The organism is Peribacillus sp. N1 (assembly GCF_054600815.1).
This window is the reverse complement of sequence record NZ_BAAHZO010000001.1, coordinates 1,595,970-1,618,710: the sequence shown is the minus strand read 5'-3', so window position 1 is coordinate 1,618,710 and position 22,741 is coordinate 1,595,970. Positions and strand designations below refer to the sequence as shown.

Here is a 22,741-nt window from a genome sequence, read left to right as displayed (position 1 = left end):
TTAGGACACCTTGTCTTTTCGTGCAAACGGTTGTCGGTGTTTCCTTTAGATCTGGAGGTCTAAAATATGTTTATGGAAAAGTTTTTCTCCCTGAAAGAAAATGGGACGGATGTCCGTACAGAAGTCATGGCGGGTGTTACGACATTTTTAACTATGGTTTATATCCTAATCGTGAATCCGGCTTTATTGTCTTCAATCGGAATACCATTTGAGCAAGTTTTCATGGCAACGGTCATATCAGCGGTGATCGGTACCCTTATCATGGGACTCGTTGCAAAATACCCGATTGCGATAGCACCAGGGATGGGTTTGAATGCGTATTTTGCCAGCGTAGTGGGTGCTCAGGGTCTTTCATACCAGACCGTATTCGGTACGGTTTTCATTGCTGGTTTGCTATTTCTGCTAATTAGCGTGACAAGCTTGCGTAAAATGATAATTGATGCGATTCCTAATTCATTAAAATATGGCATCACATCAGGAATTGGTTTATTCATTGCGTTTATCGGATTAAAAAATGCAGGAATCGTAGTTCCTAATGAATCAACTATGGTGACGCTTGGGGATTTGCATCAGCCTGGAACCGTTTTAGCATTAGCAGGCTTATTCATTACCTTGATTTTTATGGCCCGTAATATTAAAGGGGCAATTTTCATTGGTATGATCGTTACGGCAATCATTGGCTACTTTATCGGTTTGCTCAACTTCGATGGGGTCTTATCTGTACCTCCAACACCAGTATTTTTTGATATCGATATTGCCGGGGTCTTTACGAATTCTTTATATTCAATTGTTTTCGCCTTTTTACTTGTGACGATTTTTGATACGACAGGAACCTTGATTGGCGTGACGGAACAGGCAGGACTAACGAAGGATGGGAAAATCCCCCGTGCCAAGAAAGCCTTTTTAGGTGATGCGATTGCGACGACGGTCGGCTCGATGTTTGGTACAAGCCCTTCGACTGCCTATGTTGAATCAAGTACGGGAGTGGCTGCTGGCGGACGTACGGGATTAACCTCTACAGTCGTGGCAATCTTGTTTGCTGCATCGATTTTCTTTTCTCCATTGATATCGGCAATTTCTTCAGTTCAAGCAATCACAGCTCCTGTTTTGATCATCGTGGGATGTTTCATGATGGAAGGGCTGGCAAAAGTCAATTGGAAAATTTTCGATGAGGCATTTCCTGCATTTGCGATCATTTTAACGATGCCGCTTACTTCAAGTATATCTACAGGCATTGCAATCGGGTTCATTACTTATCCCCTTATGAAGGTATTTAGTGGAAAAGGAAAATCCGTACATCCGCTCATTTATATTTTTGGATTGATATTTTTGGTTCAGCTGATTTTCTTCCCCACTCATTAAAGTATGAATCTAAATCAAAAAGACATGCTGTCATTGCAGCATGTCTTTTTTTGTTTTCAAATTAGTAATATATGGACATGGTTCACTTCCTGCATTTTCAAACTGCTTCCAATCCATACTACTAGCATAAGGAAATAAAAGGTCGGGATGTGATGATAGTGGCAGTTGTATATATCAGGATGAGGAACCGTGTACAAGTAAAGGGAAATCAAACGGTGAGGATAAAAGATATTGCAAGGATAATCGGACCTGAAGAAGTGATCACCTTAATTGAAGAAATCATATTATTAACGGTCAAGAAGGAAGATAGGAATATTATTGTCATTGATTTGGCTCAAGTTATCATGGCCATCCGCAAGGTGGATTCGACTATTGAAGTGGAGACATTCGGGCCATCTCAAACGATCATCGAAATCATCCTCTCGAAAAAGAAAATGTCATACCTGACATTCGCCTTAGTTTGGTTTTTATTATTTGTCGGCGGCGGAATGACGATAATGAATTTTCATGTGGATGTCAGCATGGGGGAAGTGCATCAAAAAATCTTTACTATAATAACGGGAAAAGTGGATGATAAGCCGTTATTGATTCAAATCCCATATAGCTTCGGCCTTGGTATGGGCATGATTCTATTTTTTAATCACTTCTTTAAAAAACGCTTCAATGAGGAACCTAGTCCGCTCGAGGTTGAAATGTTCAACTATCAGCAGGATTTGGACCGTTATGTAATCATGAATGAAAATAAGGAAAACGTGCGCCACCTTGATGACCGGTAAAATCATCTTCGGAATCTTTGTCGGTTTAGCTGGGGGTTTTGCGACAGGTGCCGGTTTTGTAGCGTTTTTAACTGTACTTGGGGTGATTCCAAGACTGACTCAGCTGACAAAAACAATGAAAATGATACATTACTACGAAGGAGCCATCATTGCCGGAGTTGTCGCAGGAACATGGTTAGGATTACAGGAAACGGAACTTTCCCTCCCGCATTTTTTATTAATTCCGATCGGTTTGGCTGACGGGATATTTAATGGGATGCTTGCGGCAGCCTTAACTGAAGTCCTGAATGTATTTCCGGTTCTTTCAAAACGAATCGGAATTCAAGAGAAGATCATATATCTGTTAATGGCACTCGTATTGGGAAAAATAGCCGGATCATTATTCCAATGGATTTATTTTGTCGATTTATAAGTGTATGAGGTAACTATTCCTGATGATGAAAGGTAGGCCCAAGATGGTGACCAAACGAAAAGTGATATTGATTACGGATGGAGATGAGTATGCGAAACGGGCTGTCGAGCATGTAGCCAAGGAAATAGGGGGAAGATGTATCTCCATGTCCCAAGGTAATCCATCACGATATACGGGCTTGGAGTTAGTTGAATTAATAAAAAAGGCGAAGTATGATCCTGTATTGGTCATGTTTGATGATAGCGGTTTTATAGGAGAAGGATCAGGCGAACAGGCAATGAAGGTAGTTGCCGGACATCCTGATATTGATGTCCTTGGCGTGATAGCGGTCGCTTCAAAGACTAGAAGGGAAGAATGGACCAAGGTGGATATCTGTATTGACCGTGATGGTAATTTGACACCGAACGGGGTTGATAAATACGGCGCCGAGGAATTTGAACTGGGCAAGATAACAGGAGATACGGTTTATTGCATCGATCAATTACATGTTCCCATAGTAGTTGGGATAGGGGATATCGGAAAAATGTCCCATCAGGACGATTTTAAAAGAGGAGCACCGATAACGAAGCTAGCGGTGGAAATCATATTGGAAAGGAGTGGTCATGATGACTTCAGAAAAACCTGAAAACATGATGCCGATTCCGAGTAGGGTAGCGGAAGTTGACGCATACATGGAAGAGAAAGTGGGTCTAGGCGTCAGCTTCGACTTAGGAGTAAGAAAGATAAAGGTCTTAAGAAAAGATGTGCATATTTACTATATAAACGGGCTGACGGATACAGAGTACATCATTGATATCCTCGATTCTCTTATTCATAACAAAAATGCCGATATCGTGTCTACTAAAGTTTTTGATGTAGTCAAAGACTTACTCGTACACCAATCCGTTCAGGAAATAAAGACGATGGATGAGCTTGTTGATCAGGTATTATCCGGTTTAATCGTCGTTGTTGTTGATGGTAAACCAATAGGATTGGTTGTGGATGTCAGGAGTTATCCTGGGAGACAGCCAGTAGAACCCGATACGGAAAAAGTCGTCCGTGGATCAAGGGATGGTTTTGTCGAGAATATCATCATTAACACAGCGATAACCAGACGGAGAATCCGGGATGAAAGATTACGTTTCGAAATGCTGCATGTAGGGGAACGATCGAAATCGGATATATCCATCGGCTACATTAAAGATATTGCCGATCCCGATTTAATAGAAATCGTTCGTAAGGAATTGAATAATATTGAGGTTGATGGCATAACGATGTCTGATAAAACGATCGAAGAGTTCATCGTCAATCAAAAGTATAATCCATACCCGCTTGTCAGATACACGGAACGGGCTGATGTGGCGGCAACGCATTTGCTTGAGGGGCATGTCCTTATTTATGTGGATACTTCACCGAGTGTCATCATTACTCCGTCCACTCTTTTCCATCACATGCAACACGCTGAGGAGTATCGGCAGGCACCTGCTGTTGGGACCTTGGTGCGCTGGGTCCGGTTTCTCGGGATCTTTGTTTCGTTATTCTTGCTGCCGATTTGGTTATTGTTTTGTTTAGAGCCTTCCCTCCTGCCGGAAAAGTTCGAGTATATCGGGCCGAATGAAAAAACGCATATACCCATAGTGGTCCAAATCTTCATATCCGATATTGGGATAGAATTTCTAAGGATGGCAGCCGTTCATACTCCGACCCCGCTTTCAACGGCGATGGGCTTGGTTGCGGCAGTTTTGATAGGGCAAATAGCGATAGATGTTGGCCTCTTTGTTCCTGAAGTGGTTCTCTACGCTTCAGTGGCTACAATCGGTACATTTGTCACTCCGAGTTTAGAACTAGGGGTTGCGAATAAAATTTCCCGTTTGGCACTGCTAGTTTTGGTCGCTATATTTAAAGTGCCTGGCCTAGTCATAGGCATCACGCTCTACATTATTATGCTTACTAGCATAAAAACGTTAAATACACCTTATTTATGGCCGCTTCTACCGTTTCAGCCGAAAGCCTTGTCACATATAATATTTAGAAGACCTTATCCAGGTTCTATAGAACGTCCGAGTATTGTACATCCCCAGGATTTATATAGGCAGCCAAGAAAATCTAAAGGTTGATGTTGTCGAAAAGTTGTGGTAATTTAATTTTATTCGGATAAAGCGGTAAAGTTAGGATTCACAAAGAGATAAAGCTACTATGACTCTTTGGAGTTTAAACCAATCTGTCTTTCCCTTCGAACTACTAAGCAGTCATAGAGGACAATATTTACATGGGATAATCGATTAGGATGAGGCTTGTTCATATAGAGAACCTTTTACAGCAGGGTTTCTTTATTTGAGGCTGCCTCATTTCTTATTAATCTTTAGTTTTAAGTCAGGAAGGTGAGGCTATCATGCATTTGTACGGAACCAGTGGTGTCAATGAACGTGGACATCTGGAGATTGGCGGAGTGGACACGATCGAATTGATCGAACAATTTGGCACACCATTATATGTTTATGATGTAGAGCTAATTCGCGAACGGGCAAGAGGGTTTAAGAGAACTTTTGAGGAATTGGGGATTTCGGCTCAAGTTGCTTACGCAAGTAAGGCCTTTTCTTCGATTGCCATGATCCAGTTGGCTGAGCAAGAAGGACTTTCTCTCGATGTTGTCTCAGCGGGGGAATTGTATACGGCAATTAAGGCAAATTTCCCAACAGAACGGATTCACTTTCATGGAAATAACAAAAGTGAAGAAGAGCTACATATGGCTTTGGATTATGACATTGGCTGTATAGTAGTCGATAATTTTTCAGAGTTGACACTGTTGGAAGAAATTTGTACAAACCGTGAACAAAAGGTGAAAATCCTTCTTCGTGTAACACCGGGTATTGAAGCCCATACGCATGATTATATTTTGACAGGGCAAGAAGATTCGAAATTTGGTTTTGATCTTATTAATGGCCAGGCCGAAGCAGCCCTTAGGCAAGCGCTGCAAAGTGAATTCCTGGAAGTTCTAGGGCTGCACTGCCATATAGGTTCCCAGATCTTTCAAACGACAGGTTTCCTTCTCGCGGCCCAAAAAATTATTGGCAAGCTGAATGATTGGCACGATTCGGTAGGGTATCAACCAAAGGTATTGAATCTTGGAGGGGGATTCGGGATTCGATATACACAAGAGGATGATCCGCTACCGGCGTCTCAATATGTTGAGGAAATCGTTAGGGAAGTGCAGAACCTGATTGCTGATTCCGATTTAGTAATGCCTGAAATCTGGATTGAACCTGGCCGTTCTTTAGTCGGAGATGCCGGTGTGACGTTGTACAAGGTCGGTTCTGAAAAGGAAGTTCCTAATGTCCGTAAATATATTGCCGTTGATGGGGGCATGAGTGATAATATACGTCCAGCTCTTTATGAGGCGAAGTATGATGCAATTCTGGCAAACCGGCCGCTTGACCCTGTAGAAGAGACAGTGTCCATTGCCGGGAAATGCTGTGAAAGCGGAGATATGCTGATTTGGGATTTACCATTGCCAAAAGCCGGCCGCGGTGATGTTTTGGCGGTATTTTGTACAGGGGCATATGGATATTCCATGTCGAATAATTACAATCGGATTCCGAGACCGGCAGTCGTCTTTGCCGAAAATGGAGAAGCCCGGTTGGTCATCAAACGCGAGACGTACGAAGATCTTATCCATTTGGATTTGGCCCTTCATGAAGAGGCAGTCGTCAATAAAGAATAGAAAAAAGGATGGCATTGGCCATCCTTTTTTTATTGGAGTCAACTGAAAAGTGACTTGATCGCGTCTATTAAACTAATGAAGACTTCTTTCAATTTATCCAGAAATGATTGACCCTCTTCGGATTCAAGAAAATTGGAAAGCTTATCTTTAGCTGCAGTAAGCTGATCACCGACAGCGTTCCAATCAATATCCAATTCTTTTAGTTTATTGAATAAATCAATTAAACTTTGGACTTGAGCATCATTTAAGGTGATTCCAAGGTCTTTTGCTGAAGACTCGACAACCTCGCGGACCTCCTCAGTATTGGCTGGTGGATTTGCAGCCATTTCCTCTTTGATTTTCGTTACAAGTGCAGAGGCTTCTTCTGTACCGATTTCGTCACCCAATTTTGCTGTTTTCACCATTTCTTCATTCGCTGCCTGTTTCACATCTTCAGGAATCTTCTTATCGGCAGAGATTTCATAGGCTTTAATGACCCCTGTCAAAGCCGCTGTACCGGAGACGGGTATTGGCGCTGTGACATAAACGGTAGCATCCTTTACTCCAGCTGTTGCCAGTGCATTGATATACATTTCATCGGAAACCCAGTTAATGTTTTTCGACTCCAATTTAAGTCCGGTCCCTTTTTCCTCCAAAGTAATCGCAGAAGATGAAATCGCTTTTGTACCGATCAGACGGCTAGCAATATAGTCTCCTAAGTATTCATGTTCCTCCGCATTTGTAACCGTAAGGACCTCAACATCATTAGGTGCTTTCATTTCTGATAAAATCATATTTTTTTGTTCATTCGTCAGATTCTCACCAAGTGTGACGATCATTTCACCAACAGCTGCATCTGCAAAAGCCTTATATGGCAATAATAGGCATAATAAAATGGTTACAATGACCCATTTATTCATTTTTTTCATGATAATCCTCCTTAACTTTTCCTGCTGAATTGGGAATCTTTCAATAAAAGGGCGGCACTTTAAATCAGATTCATAGTATTTGACGAAACAAAGGATAAAAAAGATACATATTTTCTAGAAAAAATTTATATAGCCCAAGATAGCTACGTTTTTTTAACGAAAAAGTTTGCTGTATCTTTGTCTTTTATACCTAAGAGGGCATTCTATGAACCTAGATCACTTTACCAATGTAGTAAAATCGAAGCAAGATTGCAAGGATATTTGTCAGATTGTGTTAAGTTATAGTAGAATGAATTCGTTATTTAAATATTTGGACCATTCATAAAGGGAGTATGGGATGAGGAAAAGTAATAAGACTCTTTTACTTATGATGCTTATTATCGCTTTGATGTGGGGAATCGTTTACTGGCTGTTTATCGCTTAGCACATAGCACATCGATAAATCAAGTGCTGAAAGTGATGTTGAAACGAACGAGGTTTTTATGTATGATGTAAATGTTATATGTGAGGATTATTATTCAAAGCAAATTAATTGGAAACAGGAAGATAATAAAAACGTTATTTAGTAACGAGGGATATTATGTTGATTAAGTATAAGAAAAGTTATGAGAAGTTTGCCATGGGATTATTATCTTTCATGCCAAATGAAAAAGAGATAAAAACACTTCGGAATACGATGAAGAATTATGAAACGGATGAAAATCTACAGCTGTTCTTATGGAAAGATGAAGAGATTACGGGCTTGATTGGAATAGAAGTCTCTCCAAACCACATTGAGATACAACATATATCTGTAAATCCATCCTTCCGGAAGCAAGGTATAGGTAAAACGATGGTCAGGGCCATCAAGGAGCAATATCCTGACAAAGAATTAAAAGCAAATGAGTTTACCGAAAGCTTTCTTGACAGATGTGAAGAATTCTGAATATGAAAGCTGGAAAGGAGGACCACCTTTAAGGGCGGTCCTCCTTTCTTGTTTTTCGAAGGGATAGCTGCCGAGCCCTTTCAGAAATGACATCCGAACGGTCACGCATTAGATGCTTATCGACTATGGAGGAATTAGCCATGTCGCTGTCTGCACCCCATATGTACCCTTCTTGCAAACACATGGTCTGGCAAATTTCGATCAAGCCTTGATCCGCAATAGGCAGATTAATGCTTTCATATGGCTTTTGAGATAACATTCGCTCATGTGTGTCCTCGAGCAATTTGTACAGTCGTTCTGGATCGAGTCCCAACTCCAGGAGCTCGGCCTTTTTATGGTGGAGATTTGATAGGGCTTTAGACAGGGTCCTTGCAGCCCCTTTTTTGTTTCCCCTACGATCATGATACAGGGCAACCGCAATTTGAATGAGCCCGACCCAATGAGAGTCACGCTCTTTTGGTGCGGTTTCTTTCCAATATTCTTCAAGAATTTCATGACATTCGAAGTAATCCCTAGTCCCATGGAAATGGACTAGGAAAGAAAGGTAGTCTTCCGCGTAATTCAATAGGAGCACCCCTTTTGTTTGATGGAATTATCTAAGGTAAGGCAAATAACATTTTCTTATAGCCTAACACCCACTATGTATACTCACCAAGTTTAGCATAGAATTTTTTCTTGGAAAATAAAGAAAGCCGATTGCAAGGCAATCAGCTTGATTCATCAGCCTTCATTTAACACCAAGAAGCACCGACGATAACTAATAAAATGAACAATACTACAATAAACGCGAATCCGCCGCCGTGTCCAAAACCACCTGCACCCATAATGAGTACCTCCTTTGTTCTGCTATTCTTACATTTCTAGGTTATGTTGGATTTCGGAATGTGATTGGGCATCAACCCATTTGTCGGAAATCCATTAAAGAACTTTTTTGAGGACAGTAAATTATTATTTGGATAAAGGGCGGCAATCCACTATACTTGATAAGTAAAAGAAATAGGCCTTTATCGGCCAATTAGATTTAAATGAGGTAATTTAATGGGTTATAATATTAAAATTGACGCTTTCGAAGGTCCGATGGATTTACTCCTGCATTTGATTAATCGCCTGGAAATAGACATCTATGATATTCCGATGGCTGACATAACAGATCAATACCTAGGGTACATCCATACGATGCAGCATCTGGAATTGGATGTGGCCAGCGAATATCTGGTGATGGCTGCAACACTGCTTGCCATCAAGAGTAAAATGTTGCTTCCAAAGCATGAAGATGAACAATTGATTGATGAAGATGGGGAAATATTTGAGGAAGATCCACGGGACGAGCTTGTGGAAAAACTATTAGAATATAAAAAGTATAAATATGCAGCCGAAGAATTTAAAGGGATGGAAGAAGAACGCAGCTTGCTGTTCACTAAACCCCCAAGTGATTTATCTGTTTATGTTAAAGAAGCGGAAAGTGATAAACAAGAGTTGAATATAAGTCTATATGATATGTTGGGTGCTCTGCAAAAACTGCTGCGAAGGCAAAAAATTCAAAAGCCGCTATACACGAAAGTAACGAAACAAGAGATATCGATCGAGAAACGAATGGATGAAATCATGATTGAGTTACAATCAATAAAAGGGAAGAAAAGTTTTTTTGAACTATTTTCGCTCCCTGTTAAGGAGCATATCGTCATCACTTTCATGGCGGTGCTGGAACTGATGAAACTAAATGATATCATCGTTGAACAGGAAGATAACTTTTCGGAAATCATGATTGCTGCTAAGGAAGGTGTAGAACCAGTTGGAAGTTATTAATTGGAAAGGGATTCTTGAGGCATTATTGTTTGCTGCCGGAGATGAAGGGCTCTCCGTCAAACAAATTGCCTCTGTCCTGGAAATTACGGAATATCAAGCAACGGACATCGTTGAAAGTTTGAAGGAAGAATATATATCTGATGTACGCGGGATTCAGGTGATCGAAATAGCGGGTGTTTATCAAATGACGACAAAGAAAGAGCACTCGGATTACTTGAAAAGACTAGTGGAAACATCAAGCACTCAAGGCTTGTCCCAGGCTGCCTTGGAAACACTCGCAATCATTGCCTATAAGCAGCCGATTACCAGAGCGGAAATTGATGAAATTCGGGGAGTGAAAACGGAACGCCCCATTCATACACTTGTCACTAAAGTCTTAATAAAAGAGGTCGGCCGTGCTGAAGGCTCCGGCCGGGCTTATTTATATGGGACAACAAAAGAGTTTTTGGATTACTTCGGCCTGAATTCCATAGATGAATTACCGCCACTAGCCGATAATTCGGATGATAGCTTTGAAAATGGTGAAGCCGATCTGTTTTTTGAAAAATTTCAGCAAACAATCGAATAACATTTTTCTTTAAATTGTGATAATATAGAAAAAAATGAATGCGGGGGGATTGCGGGTGCAAATTGTAGCATGCAATGGATTTGGGCTTGAAAAGTCAAAGTCAAATTCACCTGAGGATTTTTTTAATCGATCCGTTATACAATACATAAAGGATGGAGAAGAAAAGACGCTGAATGTACTGTATCTTCGCTATTTTGATGAGATGGTCACTCGTTGGACCCCATATCCCGCCAATCCCATATTCAAAAGCCCTAACAGGGATATTTATATGGCTGATATCATTGCCATGGTCTGTTTACTCAAGGACCCGAGCCTGGTTAACCGAAAACGTATATATATAAATGCAGAAAAAGAGCTGGCTGGTTATTTCGAAAATATAGATTTTGAAAAATTGGAGAAAGTGTTTATATCTATTGACCAAGCTAAACCATATGATATAGAATCACATGTTGACTATTATATTCAATCTTAATCATTTTGAGGAGGGTTCACGGTTGGGGAATACATTGGTAAAATCTCAGCTTGAGGATGTAAAAGGCTTTTTAGAAACGACAGTGGCTCAGCTAGAGGAATTTATAAATGAGACGACCTATTCTAAGCTGCAAGAAGAAAAAAGCGGGGATGAAACCTATTATAAAGGGATTCTTTCTAGTTTAAGAAGAATGCTTGTAAGTTGTGAAGAGGGCTTGGAGGCTTGCCAAATCGTTCTGAAAAATGATGTTTTCAATAAAGCTGCAGCTGAAAAGACGCTTTATAGAATTTATCATCAATGTATCGAAGAATACTTTTCCCCAAAATCAGATCGGTGGTTTGAGGACAGCAGATCTGCCTATACAGGGAAAAACTCGATTAAATTTCACCAAAGTGTACCTGACAGCATAATAACCATTCTGAAGGCAGTGGAAAGTGGATTCCAGACCATGCGTGAAGAATTGGAGTTTTATGAAACGGATTACCGGACGAAAATGTTACAGTCAAGATAATGAAACAGCTAGGCTTAATAGGCCTAGCTGTTTTTTTTATCTATAAATGGAATCTCCGCTTATTCGAAACATAAAATACTTTGATGATTTATGTGCATAAAGGCTAAGAGGAGGTTGCAAGATGTCTGATGTAAGAGATTATGCTAAAGAGGTAAGTGATTGGGTTGATGGAGTGATGGAATATCTTGAGAAGATCGATATCACCGATTCGCCATTGCTGTCAAATATTGAACGGCTTTCCGAGATGACAAAAGATATGGATGCAGAAGAAATGGATTATGAGGATATGGTCCTGATTGAAGAAGAGATGGCTCGGGTTTACGAGGAAATTGAAGAGCTCGCTAGGGAATTCAATATACAGGAAAGGCAATCGGTGCCGATTGGGAAGCATACGCTACCGCCGTTACCTTATTCCTATGATGCGTTGGAGCCGACGATTTCGAGGGAAATCATGTATCTGCACCATGATAAGCATCATCAAGCATATGTCGATGGTCTGAATAAAGCGGAATTGATGATGAAAAAAGCGAGGGAAACAAAAGATTTTTCCTTGTTGAAACATTGGGAAAAGGAAGCAGCCTTTCATGGGTCAGGCCATTATCTCCATACGCTGTTCTGGGAAGAGATGATCCCGGGAGGGGGCGGACAGCCAAGGGGGGATTTACTTAACCAGATTGAGAAGGATTTTGGAAGCTTTGCCGCTTTTAAAAGTCATTTTAGTGAAGCTGCCAAACAAGTGGAAGGTGTTGGCTGGGCGATTTTAGTCTGGGTTCCGCGTGCGCGGCGGCTAGAAATACTTCAATCGGAATTGCATATGGTTTTGACTCAGTGGGATACAATCCCGATCCTTGTTCTTGATGTATGGGAACATGCTTATTACCTGCAATATAAAAATAATCGGGCAGCCTATGTGGACAAATGGTGGGACATTGTAAACTGGCCGAAAACAGCCGTAAGGTTCACCGAAGCGAAAAAGCTTATTTGGAAAATGCAATAACAGATAAAATATAGTAAAGTTTTTGGAGAACCAAATACAAATACAGAGCCGTAAAGGTTCGTTCCGGACTGTAGACAAACTCGATGAAAACTCAGTTTGCCTGCAGTTTTTTATTTGAAAAGTTCCGCCGACTGTCTGCCAAGCAAAATCAAAGCAAGCGCCTTTGGTGTCTCTGCTAGCCAGTTTTTTGGCAGTAGTGTCGTAAATTTCTCAATTCAATGAAGATGACGGTAAAAACCATAAAGACCGGAGAGCTTTTTCCGACCCGCAGCACTGTCGTGGGACGTTAACGCAGTTTATCGACCTAAACTACACTTTATTCGACCTACCTCGCACTTTATTCGACCGTCGAGGCACTATATTCGACCGTTCACAAATTTTTTTCGACCTTCACCTTACTATTTGGAATCCGAACAACATTTTGCCACCAAACTGAAACGAGCCTAAAAGGTTCGTGTTTTTTTGCCTGAAATTTTGTATCAAGAATTTTTTAGGGAAATTATGGCAAGGATATAAAGGAGAACCTGCTAATTTAATTTTAAAGCGACTTATGATTCTCATTTGGATATTATAATTAGATTGAAAGGGAGATGATATCATCTCACGAAATAGTGAGTACATGTCTTATTTAAATCCTTGAAATAACATTGGAAATGTGTTATTACTGCATATCTGAAGTACTATGGGTTTTTAAAAATAATTAATTTATATCAATATAAAAACTGTGACCAATTTGTGAACTTAAAAATTATTAAGGTATATTTATTGACTAGTTTCTATTTAATAATTATTATAAATAGGAGCAGATAAAAAAATTAGCTATTGGAGGAATTTATTATGTCATTAATCAATAAACAAGTTGAAGATTTTAAAGTACAAGCTTACCATGCAGGAGAGTTCAAAGAAGTTACACTTGAAGATGTTAAAGGAAAATGGGCAGTATTCTTTTTCTACCCAGCTGACTTCTCTTTCGTATGTCCAACTGAATTAGCTGATCTTCAAGATAACTATGAAACATTCAAGGAAATCGGTTGTGAAGTTTACTCAGTTTCAACAGATACTCATTTCAGCCACAAAGGATGGGCTGATGCTACTGATACAATCGGTAAAATCCAATATCCAATGCTAGCTGACCCGGCAAACGTTTTATCCCGTCAATTCGGTGTATTGATTGAAGAAGATGGCTTGGCTCTACGTGGAACTTTCATCGTAAATCCAGAAGGACAAATTAAAGCATACGAAGTCAATGATTTAGGAATTGGCCGTAATGCAGAAGAACTTGTAAGAAAAGTTCAAGCTGCACAATTCGTAGCGGAACATGGAGATAAAGTTTGCCCTGCAAAATGGACTCCAGGTGAAGATACACTTGAACCAAGCCTAGACCTTGTAGGTAAACTTTAATTTTTAATGGGAGGGTCCGTTTCTAAAGGTAATGGACATACCCAGCATTGATTACGATTACTGGACAATTCGTCCGAAATGATCTAATGACAAAAGGCACTTACCTAAAATAAGTGCCTTTTGTTTTTCAAAATAATCATTTTAGCACGTTATAATCATTCAGCAAGGAGCACAAAAGATGAAAAAAATATATGATTTATTAATTATTGGTGGCGGTCCTGCAGGCCTCTCAGCAGGTGTTTATGCAGGAAGAGCCAAGCTAAAAACAATAATCCTAGAAAAAGGAACTGGCGGCGGACAAGCTGCAACTACGTCGGAAATAGCCAATTATCCTGGTATCCGTCATATATCGGGCCCTAGGTTAGTTGAAGAAATGAAGCTTCAAAATGAAGATTTTGGCGTTGAGTTCGCCAAAGCCGATGTAACGGGCGTGGATTTCTCCGGTGAGGTGAAAGTCGTAAAAACCCTTGGAGGGGACTACCATGCACGCGCCGTCATCATTGCAACGGGTGCTTCTCCAAGAACACTAGGATTTCCAGGTGAAGAGGAATTTACCGGCCGCGGTGTAGCTTATTGTTCAACATGTGATGGTGAATTCTTTGAAGGGTTGGAAGTTTTCGTTATCGGGGCAGGATATGCAGCTGCTGAAGAAGCTATTTTCCTGACACGCTTTGCAACAAAAGTTACAATCATCGCCCGGGAATCAAGCTTCTCGTGTGCCCCGTCCATTGTTGATAAAGTAATGGCAAATGATAAGATTGAAGTGAAATTCAATACGGAAATCCTTGGGGTATATGGAGACGGGATGATTCAAAGTGCCCGTTTCATCAATAATGCGACTAAAGAAGAGTTTGAATATAAGGCGAAGGAAGAAGACAGTACGTTTGGCGTATTCGTTTTCATAGGTTACGAGCCGAAAACAGAGATTTTCAATGGCCATATCGAAATGGATGATGCTGGTTACATTTTAACCGATGATGATATGAAGACTAGTGTGAAGGGTGTTTATGCAGCGGGCGACCTAAGACCCAAATCCTTGCGCCAGATTATCACGGCTGTATCTGATGGAGCGATTGCAGCAACGGATGCCGGTAAATATATTACAGAAGAAAAAGATCGCCTGGGAATCAAAGATGAACCTGAAGTTGAGAAACCGGCGAAAAAAGAACAGGCCGCTGTCCCAGCAGGCAAGAGCGCTTTATTGAGTGATGCGTTACGTGGCCAATTAAAGGGAATCTTCGGCAAGATGGAGAGCGACGTTACATTAGTGTCCATCGTCGATGAAAGTTTGCCAAAATCAGTCGAATTGCGAGACTTCTTGTTGGATGTTGCGGAATTAGGAGATAAGCTCCATCTTGAGTTATACAACAAAGGGGAAAATACGGAAATTGAAGAAAAAATCAATGCAGATAAGTTCCCTGTCGTTTCCCTCTTAAATTCGAATGGTGAATACAGTGGCGTCAAATACCACGGTGTACCAGGCGGCCATGAGTTGAATTCCTTCATTCTGGCTATCTATAACCTGGCCGGACCTGGTCAAGCATTGGATTCAGTCGTATTGAATTCAATCAAGGGTATCAGTAAAAAAGCGAACATTAAGGTTATGGTTTCATTGGCATGTCACTACTGTCCTGACGTTGTAGTGGGCGCTCAGCGCATAGCGATTGAAAACCCTAACGTTGAAGCTGAAATGGTCGATATAAGCAATTTCCAGGAAATCAAGAAGAAATATAAAGTCATGAGCGTGCCGGCCATGATCATCAATGATGAAGAAGTGGTATTCGGAGCTAAGAAAATTGATGAAATCGCTGCATTATTAGTATGATAGAACACTAAATCGATAGGGGTCCCCTATCGATTTTTTTTTATGGGAAATCACTGAGAAAATCAGTAGATGACATGAAGGATTACATTCTTTTATTCATAACCCTTGTCCCTTTGCATAAACTTGTACAAAAACAAGTAAAGAGACGAGGGGGCACTCATGCGTTTTCCATATAAAGGGTTATCAAGTTTGTGTATCGTCATTCTCCTGTTGTCTTTTATGGCTCCTGTACAAAGCGCCAAAGCAAATGTATCCGTAAGTGCCCATAGTGCGATATTAATGGATGAGGATAGCGGAAGGGTCATTTATGAAGTGAATGCCCATGAAAAGAACCGTATTGCAAGCATTACGAAAATAATGACGGCTATCTTGGCTATTGAATCGGGACAAATGGATGAAAAAGTGAAGGTAAGCAGCAATGCCTTCGGGACGGAGGGCTCTTCCCTTTATTTAAAAGAAGGAGAAAAAATTAAGCTCGAAGATTTGGTTTATGGCTTGATGCTTCGTTCAGGTAATGATGCAGCAGTCGCGATCAGCGAAAAGGTTGGCGGAAGCCTGGATGGATTCGTCTGGATGATGAATCAAAAAGCTGAAGAAATCGGAATGAAAAATACCCATTTTTCAAATCCACATGGTTTGGATAATACGAAGAACCATTATTCAACCGCATATGATATGGCCATACTCACTCGTTATGCCATGCAAAATAAAACGTATGTAAAGATTGCCGGCACAAAGGAACACAGGGCACCTAATTCCACAGAACAATGGGATTATGTATGGAAGAACAAAAACCGTTTGCTTACACAACTATATGAGTATTGCACAGGTGGGAAAACAGGTTATACCAAACTAGCAAAACGTACCTTGGTCACGACGGCAACAAAAAACGAACATGACCTGATTGCTGTGACATTGAATGGCCCGGATGATTGGAATGATCATATTCAAATGTACGAATCCGCCTTTAAGGATTATAAGCCGACAGAAATTTTACCCGAAGGCATGGTAAAAAATATGGAAAATGAAATATATAAAGGGCATGTCTACATTAAAAATGATTTTTCGTACCCACTGACAAAAGAAGAGAGAGAAATGGTCAATGTGAAAATGAAATTGCTGAAGCCCCAGAAGGCTTGGAAAGATAAAAGGAAAATCCCGGAAGTGGTTGGCAGAGCATCCATCTATCTCGATGGAAAGAAAATAGGCACTCGTTCGATTTTTTATGGGGAAGCAAAAGAAAGCTTCAAGCAACAATCATTCCAATCTTCATGGGCTGAGGTATTTGAAGCGGTATTGGGAATCGGACGAAATGGTTAATTACATTTGGTTCGGGATGTTTGTGATCGGTATTGTCTTTGGCATGGTTAATGGGACGATGGAACAGGTGAATGAAGCTCTTTTTGTCAGCGCAAAGGAAGCGGTCACCCTTTGTCTGGGATTGATGAGCATACTAGTTTTTTGGCTGGGCCTGATGAAAATAGCGGAGGAGTCGGGGCTGTTAGATAAACTATCCAACTTGTTCAAGCCATTCATGAGATGGCTGTTCCCAGAAGTTCCTCCTAATCATCCCGCTATGGGGTATATACTTTCCAATATGATGGCAAACACATTCGGATTGGGGAATGCAGCTACGCCTCTTGGTATAAAAGCCATGGAACAGCTAAAGAAACTAAATGGAGGAAAAGCAACGGTCAGCCGCTCGATGGTCACTTTTTTAGCAATCAATACCTCAAGCGTAACGTTGATTCCAACTACTGTCATAGCGATCCGCATGAATTACGATGCCCACTCCCCGACGGACATCGTTTTTCCGACCATAATAGCAACGGCCATTTCTGCCGTTGGAGGAATCGCGATAGATCGATATTTTTATTACAGGAGAAAGAGGAACGGGAGGGAATAGGATGTTGCACTGGATGACCACCATTTCGATTTGGATGATACCGATTTTGATACTCTGCATATTACTCTACGGCACATTGAAAAGAGTTCCCACCTATGAGACCTTCGTTGAGGGGGGGAAAGAAGGAATCAGCATGTCTTTTTCCCTCATCCCTTTCCTGGTAGGGATGCTTGTGGCGATTTCAGTATTTAGAGCATCAGGGGCGTTGGATTTCATTGTACAATCACTGCAGCCCTTGCTTTCCTTTCTTCATTTTCCGTCTGAGGTTTTACCCCTTGCGATTATTAGACCAATATCCGGAACCGCCGCTTTAGGAATCACCAGCGACCTGATATCGGTTTATGGACCGGATTCCTTTATTGGGCGCTTGGCTGCCACGATTCAGGGAAGTACAGATACCACCTTCTATGTATTGACCGTTTATTTTGGAGCCGTCGGAATCAAAAAAATGGGTGATGCCCTTAAGGTCGGCCTATTGGCAGACTTGATCGGAATCATAGCTGCCGTTATTGTCGTCACACTGGTTTTCGGTATGAATTAAAGGTAGGGAAATGGGCGATTCCATTTCTTTTTTTTTGTCTTTTTTCTTAAAATTAGTCCTCCATTAATAGGGTTCATTCAAAATTTCATCAAAAGAAACATTTTTTTGTATGGAAAAATAAGCTATGTTACACTCATTATGGAAACCAACCCATTTAACCGTCCCATTATTGGTGTAATAATAAAAGAAAAGCTCTTAATAGCGAAAAACCTTTTGTTTTTGCCTCTCAATATGTAATAATTGTATGATTGTGTATGTATAGACAATAACAAACGAATGATTATACTATGGGGTGAAGATAGATGGAACGATTACAAAAGGTGATAGCACATGCTGGACTGGCTTCCCGCCGTAAAGCAGAAGAGTTGATTTTAGAAGGTAAGGTAAAAGTGAACGGCAAAGTAGTGAAGGAATTAGGTGTGAAGGTAGGGCCTAATGATAAGGTCGAGGTTAATGAAGTCCCGCTTGAAAAAGAAGCCCCGGTTTATTTCCTATTCTATAAACCGCGCGGCGTCATTTCGGCAGTTTCTGATGATAAGAACAGAAAAGTCGTAACGGACTTTTTCCCTTACATCAATGAACGGATTTATCCAGTTGGCCGATTGGATTACGATACTTCGGGCTTATTGATTTTAACGAATGACGGAGAATTTGCAAACACGTTAATGCATCCGAAGCATGAAGTGGATAAAGTGTATGTGGCAAAAGTGAAAGGAATGCCTTTGCGTGAAAGCTTGAAAAAGCTGGATAAAGGTATCAAGTTGGAGGATGGCAAGACTGCTCCAGCCAAGACAAGGGTATTGTCTACCGACAAGAAAAAGGAAACGGCCATCGTTGAAATCACAATACATGAAGGCAGGAACAGGCAAGTCCGCCGGATGTTCGAAGCAATTGGCCATCCCGTCATTAAATTGAAGAGGGAACAATATGGTTTCTTGACATTGGACGGTTTAACAGCAGGAGATTCCCGGGAGCTGACTCCACATGAAGTTAAATTAATGCGGACATTAGCAACGACCGAACCTAAACAGCGGAGAATGTAGACAAGATTTTTTCCTGTATTGATAGGTTGAAACCACTACCCCATTCTTCTCCTGGAAGAATGGGTGGTGGAAAACAACCTGTAAATACCTTTTCCTTCATGAATCGGGAAAGAATGTCACAAAACCTTCAGAAATGTAAATAAAAAGGACATGGCGTTAAATGGTATAATGGTATGGTTAAATTTAGTGTGGCCTTAGGAGGATCTCTATGGATAAGAAGAAGCGACGCCTAATTAGCAGAACCATCATTCTCCTGCTTTTAGGTGCAGCTTTAGTGTTTGCCCTTTATACGAACTTCACTAAAGATAAGAATGAAAGCCTGAGAAAAGGATCCGATGCACCCAATTTCGTCTTGACTGATATGGAAGGCAAAGAGCATAAACTTTCCGATTACAAGGGAAAAGGCGTCTTCCTGAACTTTTGGGGTACATATTGCAAGCCGTGTGAATATGAAATGCCTTATATGGAAAATCAATATAAAAACTTTAAAGACCAGGGCGTTGAGATATTGGCGGTTAATGTCGGGGAATCTGACTATGCTGTCAATAATTTCATTACAAAGCATGATCTTACCTTTCCTGTCATGATCGATAAAGGTAGGGAAGTGGAAAATGCTTATCGCGTGGATATATTGCCTGTCACCTTTTTGGTTGATAAAGAGGGGAAAGTGATAGATATCATCACTGGAGCTTTGACAGAAGAGAGCATCCAAAAGCATATGGAGAGAATTAAACCATAATATTGGGGAGTTTTTGACATGAAAGAAGTAAAATGCGATTGTGGTCATGTAAATCCGTTTGGCACAAAGATTTGTGGGAAATGCGGTATGGTGCTTGATAACGAAAAAGAGAACAAGCTTATTGATATGAGATATGAAGGAAGTGCCAGGCGTTCACAAACATATAAAAAAACGATCATCGATAAAATATGGAACTTCTTTTCTTCCGTTAAGGTCGGGGTGACGCTCATTGTCATTGCCTTGATCGCTTCGGCTATCGGGACGATTCTACCCCAGGAAATGTACATTCCTTCAACAGCTACGCCTGCAGAGCATTATGAACTGGAATACGGCTGGTTCGGAATGGTGTATTATGAACTCGGGTTTCATAACTTGTATAGCTCATGGTGGTATTTGATTATCATAGGCATGCTGGGCATATCACTATTGATTGCCAGTATCGACCGGTTCTTTCCGTTATATCGATCGTTAAAAAAACAAGGGGTCACACGTCATGACGGGTTCATGAAACGTCAGCGGATTTATGGGGTGACAAAGCTTGAAGACCAAGATATAAACCTTGAAGGAGTAAAGGATAGACTAAAAAGGCAGCGTTATCATATACGAGAGGAAAACGGTCATATACTTGCCGAAAAGGGTCGTTTTTCACGTTGGGGACCCTATGTAAATCATATTGGACTTATCATTTTCTTAATTGGAGCATTATTGCGTTCCGTCCCTGGGATGTATATCGACAAAGTACTTTGGCTGCGTGAAGGCGAGAGAAAAGAAATCCCGGGTACAAATGGTGAATACTACCTCCAGAATAATGAATTTACCTTAGAGGTGTATGACAAAGAGAATGAAGAAGATGAGCAGTACAGTGCTGCAATTGATAAAACCGGTACGATCGCAAAAACCTATCAATCCGATGTTACGCTCTATGAGCGCAAGGGAGAAACCTTACCAGGGGAAAAAGTGGACCTTGATAAGCTTAAAGATTACAAAATCAAAGTCAATGAACCTCTGAAACATGATCATTATGCTCTCTACCAAGTAGACTATAAATTGGATGAGCTCAGTACGATGGCTTTTAATTTGATAAATAAAAAAACCGAAGAGAAATATGGCAGCTTAAAGGTTGATTTGAATAATCCTCAAAAGAAATACGAGTTGAAAGAAGGATATTCCGTTGACTTGATCAGTTACTTCCCAGATTTCGAGTTCGATGAAAAAGGCGAGCCTAGAACGATATCGAAGATTCCGAATAATCCAGCATTTATCTTTAAAATGCATACTCCGGATAAGCCAGAGGGTGAAGTCAGTTTCGTGGCGATTAAGGAGACTGTGGAGCCCTTAGGGGAAAACACTTATAAAATGGCTTTTAATGGTGTGGAAACCCAAGATGTCACGGCTTTGACCGTCAGGAAGGATTTAACGCTTTGGATCCTATTCACTGGTGGGATTATCTTCATGATCGGCGTTGTCCAAGGGTCTTATTGGAATCACCGGCGTATATGGATTAAAAGGAAAGATGATGAGATACTTTTGGCCGGCCATACAAACAAAAACTGGCATGGCATTAAAAGAGATATAAAACAAGCGATAGAATCAACATCACTTTCCGAACCAATGGATCAACTTGAAGAGGAGAAATCTTCTAGTAAGGGGGAAGTTTTAAATGGCTGAATTAAGCAGTAACCTTTTATATGCCGCTTTCATTTTATATCTGACCGCTACCTTTTTATTTGGGGGATCGATCAAGGATAAACGCGGGGCGGAGGAAAAGAAACAAAACAAATGGGCTAAGCTGGGCATTTTCATTACTATTATCGGATTTGCAGCGCAAATTGGGTATTTCATCACAAGATGGATTGCTGCAGGGCATGCCCCGGTAAGTAACCTGTTTGAATTTACGACCTTTTTCGGAATGATGCTGGTCGGTGCTTTCATATTAATTTATTTTCTTTATAAAACACCTGCCCTTGGGCTATTCGCTTTACCGATCGCATTATTGATAATCGCTTATGCAAGTATGTTCCCAACAGAAATTTCGCCACTCATTCCTGCTTTGCAGAGCGATTGGCTTCATATTCATGTAACGACTGCTGCGGCAGGACAGTCAATCCTTGCCATAAGTTTCGTTACTGCCATCATTTATTTAATCAAATTCGTCGATCAGACACAATCAAGCAAAAGAACGTTCTGGCTTGAAGCCATCATGTTTACATTAGTCTGCACCCTCGGTTTCGTCATCATCACTTCTTCTTTTGCTGCCATGGGTTATAAGGCAAATTTTGATTGGGTCGATAAAAATGGTGTAGAGGTCAAACAGGAATTCAACCTGCCGGCATTGGTAGGTCCCAATGAAGGGAAACTTATCGAGACGGATCGGTTTGAACCTCTGGTGGACATGCCTGCACTGATCAATGCCAAGAAACTGAATACTGTAATTTGGTCAATCGGTGCGGGACTCGTCCTGTACGGTTTAATAAGGTTGATCGCTCGCAAAAGAGTGGCGGCATTGATTAAACCGATCGTTAAAAATGTGAATTTGAATTTATTGGACGAGATTAGTTATCGTTCGGTCCTTATCGGTTTTCCGATCTTTACACTCGGTGCCCTCATTTTTGCAATGATCTGGGCTCAAGTGGCCTGGACACGATTCTGGGGCTGGGATCCGAAAGAAGTCTGGGCACTGGTTACTTGGTTGTTTTATGCGGCTTTCTTGCATCTCCGCATGTCAAAGGGGTGGCAAGGGGAAAAATCAGCTTGGCTTGCCGTAATCGGTTTTGCCATCATAATGTTTAACTTGATATTCGTAAATCTTGTTATTGCTGGTTTGCATTCATATGCTTGATTCTGTATTG

At 40.9% G+C, this 22,741-nt stretch carries 24 protein-coding genes; 21 read left to right on the top strand and 3 right to left on the bottom strand.

From position 1 onward, the window contains the following. The first annotated feature begins 72 nt into the window (after positions 1-72). From ACYP5M_RS07760 to lysA, 6 genes are all read left to right on the top strand, one after another. A complete protein-coding gene (locus ACYP5M_RS07760; RefSeq protein WP_230177095.1) occupies positions 73-1,362 on the top strand; it encodes an NCS2 family permease in 1,290 nt (429 codons plus the stop codon). 152 nt (positions 1,363-1,514) lie between these two features. Then, positions 1,515-2,138 (top strand): stage V sporulation protein AA, encoded by a 624-nt coding sequence (locus tag ACYP5M_RS07755; protein WP_363320591.1) that lies wholly within the window; start codon positions 1,515-1,517, stop codon positions 2,136-2,138. After that, positions 2,128-2,550: a stage V sporulation protein AB gene (locus ACYP5M_RS07750; RefSeq protein WP_034308131.1), complete on the top strand. Its 423-nt coding sequence runs from the start codon at positions 2,128-2,130 to the stop codon at positions 2,548-2,550. The genes ACYP5M_RS07755 and ACYP5M_RS07750 overlap by 11 nt, the downstream gene beginning before the upstream one ends. 43 nt (positions 2,551-2,593) lie before the next feature. Beyond that, positions 2,594-3,175 (top strand): stage V sporulation protein SpoVABEA, encoded by a 582-nt coding sequence (gene spoVAEA / locus ACYP5M_RS07745; RefSeq protein ID WP_057278873.1) that lies wholly within the window; start codon positions 2,594-2,596, stop codon positions 3,173-3,175. 4 nt (positions 3,176-3,179) lie between these two features. Next, positions 3,180-4,646: a spore germination protein gene (locus tag ACYP5M_RS07740; protein ID WP_434169694.1), complete on the top strand. Its 1,467-nt coding sequence runs from the start codon at positions 3,180-3,182 to the stop codon at positions 4,644-4,646. Between the two features lie 275 nt (positions 4,647-4,921). Then, on the top strand, positions 4,922-6,250 hold the full coding sequence (lysA, locus tag ACYP5M_RS07735) for a diaminopimelate decarboxylase (protein ID WP_402938249.1): 1,329 nt from the start codon (positions 4,922-4,924) through the stop codon (positions 6,248-6,250). 38 nt (positions 6,251-6,288) lie between these two features. Here the strand turns inward: lysA and ACYP5M_RS07730 are convergent, their stop codons facing one another. After that, on the bottom strand, positions 6,289-7,158 hold the full coding sequence (locus ACYP5M_RS07730) for a DUF1002 domain-containing protein (RefSeq protein ID WP_459734852.1): 870 nt from the start codon (positions 7,156-7,158) through the stop codon (positions 6,289-6,291). Between the two features lie 580 nt (positions 7,159-7,738). Here ACYP5M_RS07730 and ACYP5M_RS07725 point away from each other — a divergent pair. After that, positions 7,739-8,083, top strand: coding sequence for a GNAT family N-acetyltransferase (locus ACYP5M_RS07725; protein WP_101222466.1), 345 nt, complete (start codon positions 7,739-7,741; stop codon positions 8,081-8,083). 28 nt (positions 8,084-8,111) lie between these two features. Here ACYP5M_RS07725 and ACYP5M_RS07720 read toward each other — a convergent pair whose 3' ends face one another. After that, positions 8,112-8,648, bottom strand: a complete 537-nt coding sequence (locus ACYP5M_RS07720) for a DUF309 domain-containing protein (protein ID WP_230176972.1) — start codon at positions 8,646-8,648, stop codon at positions 8,112-8,114. Between the two features lie 166 nt (positions 8,649-8,814). Beyond that, complete coding sequence (locus ACYP5M_RS07715; protein WP_081108854.1) at positions 8,815-8,907, bottom strand: YjcZ family sporulation protein; 93 nt, start codon at positions 8,905-8,907, stop codon at positions 8,815-8,817. A gap of 214 nt (positions 8,908-9,121) precedes the next feature. On the opposite strand from ACYP5M_RS07715, the gene ACYP5M_RS07710 reads away from it, so the two are divergent. The 14 genes from ACYP5M_RS07710 to ccsB all read left to right on the top strand — a co-directional run bounded on the left by ACYP5M_RS07710 (position 9,122) and on the right by ccsB (position 22,731). Beyond that, the gene (locus ACYP5M_RS07710) at positions 9,122-9,889 is read left to right on the top strand and encodes a segregation/condensation protein A (protein WP_459734851.1); all 768 of its coding nucleotides are present in this window, start codon (positions 9,122-9,124) and stop codon (positions 9,887-9,889) included. Then, positions 9,876-10,457 (top strand): SMC-Scp complex subunit ScpB, encoded by a 582-nt coding sequence (scpB, locus tag ACYP5M_RS07705; RefSeq protein ID WP_076365560.1) that lies wholly within the window; start codon positions 9,876-9,878, stop codon positions 10,455-10,457. The genes ACYP5M_RS07710 and scpB overlap by 14 nt, the downstream gene beginning before the upstream one ends. 55 nt (positions 10,458-10,512) lie before the next feature. Further along, entirely contained in the window at positions 10,513-10,929 is a 417-nt protein-coding gene (locus ACYP5M_RS07700) for a hypothetical protein (RefSeq protein ID WP_402897485.1), read from the top strand. Between the two features lie 22 nt (positions 10,930-10,951). Continuing rightward, positions 10,952-11,440, top strand: a complete 489-nt coding sequence (locus tag ACYP5M_RS07695) for a YpuI family protein (protein ID WP_101222461.1) — start codon at positions 10,952-10,954, stop codon at positions 11,438-11,440. A 121-nt stretch (positions 11,441-11,561) separates the two neighbouring features. Then, a complete protein-coding gene (locus ACYP5M_RS07690) occupies positions 11,562-12,437 on the top strand; it encodes a superoxide dismutase (RefSeq protein ID WP_434167352.1) in 876 nt (291 codons plus the stop codon). Positions 12,438-13,274: 837 nt separating this feature from the next. Further along, positions 13,275-13,838 carry an alkyl hydroperoxide reductase subunit C gene (ahpC, locus tag ACYP5M_RS07685; RefSeq protein WP_034308115.1) on the top strand — a complete coding sequence of 188 codons (564 nt, stop codon included), beginning with the start codon at positions 13,275-13,277 and terminating at the stop codon, positions 13,836-13,838. A 178-nt stretch (positions 13,839-14,016) separates the two neighbouring features. Then, a complete protein-coding gene (locus ACYP5M_RS07680; protein ID WP_434167351.1) occupies positions 14,017-15,663 on the top strand; it encodes an FAD-dependent oxidoreductase in 1,647 nt (548 codons plus the stop codon). Between the two features lie 159 nt (positions 15,664-15,822). Beyond that, entirely contained in the window at positions 15,823-16,983 is a 1,161-nt protein-coding gene (locus ACYP5M_RS07675) for a D-alanyl-D-alanine carboxypeptidase family protein (protein WP_434167350.1), read from the top strand. Then, positions 16,976-17,569, top strand: coding sequence for a nucleoside recognition domain-containing protein (locus tag ACYP5M_RS07670; protein WP_101222457.1), 594 nt, complete (start codon positions 16,976-16,978; stop codon positions 17,567-17,569). Before ACYP5M_RS07675 ends, ACYP5M_RS07670 begins: the two co-directional genes overlap by 8 nt. A gap of 13 nt (positions 17,570-17,582) precedes the next feature. After that, positions 17,583-18,110, top strand: a complete 528-nt coding sequence (locus ACYP5M_RS07665; protein WP_397315852.1) for a spore maturation protein — start codon at positions 17,583-17,585, stop codon at positions 18,108-18,110. Between the two features lie 302 nt (positions 18,111-18,412). Next, positions 18,413-19,153 (top strand): 23S rRNA pseudouridine(2605) synthase RluB, encoded by a 741-nt coding sequence (rluB, locus tag ACYP5M_RS07660; RefSeq protein WP_034308106.1) that lies wholly within the window; start codon positions 18,413-18,415, stop codon positions 19,151-19,153. Between the two features lie 208 nt (positions 19,154-19,361). Further along, positions 19,362-19,892, top strand: coding sequence for a thiol-disulfide oxidoreductase ResA (resA, locus tag ACYP5M_RS07655; protein ID WP_144478468.1), 531 nt, complete (start codon positions 19,362-19,364; stop codon positions 19,890-19,892). Positions 19,893-19,910: 18 nt separating this feature from the next. Then, the gene (gene resB, locus ACYP5M_RS07650) at positions 19,911-21,560 is read left to right on the top strand and encodes a cytochrome c biogenesis protein ResB (RefSeq protein WP_101222454.1); all 1,650 of its coding nucleotides are present in this window, start codon (positions 19,911-19,913) and stop codon (positions 21,558-21,560) included. Continuing rightward, positions 21,553-22,731, top strand: coding sequence for a c-type cytochrome biogenesis protein CcsB (gene ccsB, locus ACYP5M_RS07645; RefSeq protein ID WP_434167349.1), 1,179 nt, complete (start codon positions 21,553-21,555; stop codon positions 22,729-22,731). Before resB ends, ccsB begins: the two co-directional genes overlap by 8 nt. The last annotated feature ends 10 nt before the right edge of the window (positions 22,732-22,741 follow it).